We start from the raw sequence: 1321 nt of genomic DNA on the forward strand, positions 1-1321 counted from the left end.
TATGAATGACTTAATTGAGAAATTAAAATCTCATATTCATTGGGAAGAGGGCATGGATGATTCTTTGCTCTCTTTTTATATTGATCAAGCAAAGACTTATGTAAAGAATGCGACAGGCAAGCAGACCGAGTATTTAATTATTATTGTCGCTGGTCTTATCTATGATTACAGAGTCTCTGAAAAAGAATTAGAACAGGCACTTGATGCTTTAACACCGTTCTTTGTCCAGGAGGTTTATGCCGATGAAGAGAAAGACGAATAAACTCAAATGGATGGGCGAGCTACTTAAATTAGGAGAGACCATTGATCCGGAAAATGACCGAGTTGTTATGGGCTATCCTTTAGAACGGACACTTCGTTATAACAACATTGGGGTTACGGCCACTGATAAATTTACAACGAAAGATACGAATGAAATTGTAAAGAAAATTGAGGTTCGTATTGATCGTGATATTGAAAACAACCAAAAGGATTACCGTGTAAAAGTTGGTGGCCGTATCTATGATATTGAGCGTATTTATGTACGTGAAGAAGACCGATTGATGGAGGTGTCATTGTCCTATGCAAATTAGCTTTCAAGAGTTACGAGACATCATGAAGAAATCTGGTATACCAGTTTATCGTGATAGTGCACCTACAACAGCAAATTATCCTTACATTGTGTATGAATTTGTGAATGAGCAACAGAAAAAAGCTTCTAATAAGGTTATAAAGGATATGCCACTTTATCAAATTGCAGTTATTACAAACGGAACTGAAAAAGATTACGCTCCGTTAAAGGTTGTTTTTAACGAAGCAGGCGTGTCTTATTCTCAATTTGATGGAATGGGTTATGACGAGAACGACGACACTATCACGCAGTTTATAACGTATGTGAGGTGTATCCAGTAATGGCTTCGAATAACAATGGTTTTGCTGAAGCTTTAGAAGATATTAATACGCTATTACGGGTGAATAAAAAAGTAAGTTTGGATGTATTAGATGAAGCAGCCAAGTATTTTGCAGCAGAATTAAAAAAGCGCATTAAAATGTCGGATAAGAACAAGCGAGTACATTTAAAAAATAGCTTGAAAGTCGTTGTAAAGAATGATCGTGTATCTGTGGAATTCGAAGATGCAGCATGGTATTGGTATCTAGCTGAACACGGCCATAAAAAAGCGAATGGGAAAGGTCGAGTGAAAGGTCTACATTTTTCTCAGAATACCTTTGATGCAGAAGGTGACAAAATTGCTGATATTATGGCACAAAAAATAATAGATAGAATGTGAGGATGATATACATGACAGTTGAAAATAAAGAAATTCAATATTCGGTAGGGATC

General features: G+C 36.3%; 4 protein-coding genes. All 4 read left to right on the forward strand.

Translation table 11 applies throughout. The features are described from left to right. Position 1: 1 nt before the first annotated feature. From ACQGS6_RS28645 to ACQGS6_RS28660, 4 genes are read left to right on the forward strand one after another with little or no spacing between them, the layout of a single operon-like run. Positions 2 to 262: a head-tail connector protein gene (locus tag ACQGS6_RS28645; RefSeq protein ID WP_042596659.1), complete on the forward strand. Its 261-nt coding sequence runs from the start codon at positions 2 to 4 to the stop codon at positions 260 to 262. Next, positions 243 to 572, forward strand: coding sequence for a phage head completion protein (locus tag ACQGS6_RS28650; RefSeq protein WP_426966037.1), 330 nt, complete (start codon positions 243 to 245; stop codon positions 570 to 572). The genes ACQGS6_RS28645 and ACQGS6_RS28650 overlap by 20 nt, the downstream gene beginning before the upstream one ends. Next, the gene (locus ACQGS6_RS28655; RefSeq protein ID WP_426966038.1) at positions 562 to 891 is read left to right on the forward strand and encodes a hypothetical protein; all 330 of its coding nucleotides are present in this window, start codon (positions 562 to 564) and stop codon (positions 889 to 891) included. Before ACQGS6_RS28650 ends, ACQGS6_RS28655 begins: the two co-directional genes overlap by 11 nt. After that, positions 891 to 1268, forward strand: coding sequence for an HK97 gp10 family phage protein (locus ACQGS6_RS28660; protein WP_060852321.1), 378 nt, complete (start codon positions 891 to 893; stop codon positions 1266 to 1268). Before ACQGS6_RS28655 ends, ACQGS6_RS28660 begins: the two co-directional genes overlap by 1 nt. The last annotated feature ends 53 nt before the right edge of the window (positions 1269 to 1321 follow it).

Source organism: Bacillus sp. GMs2/2 (assembly GCF_050172095.1).
In the GTDB taxonomy this organism is placed as follows: Bacteria; Bacillota; Bacilli; order Bacillales; family Bacillaceae_G; genus Bacillus_A; species Bacillus_A cereus.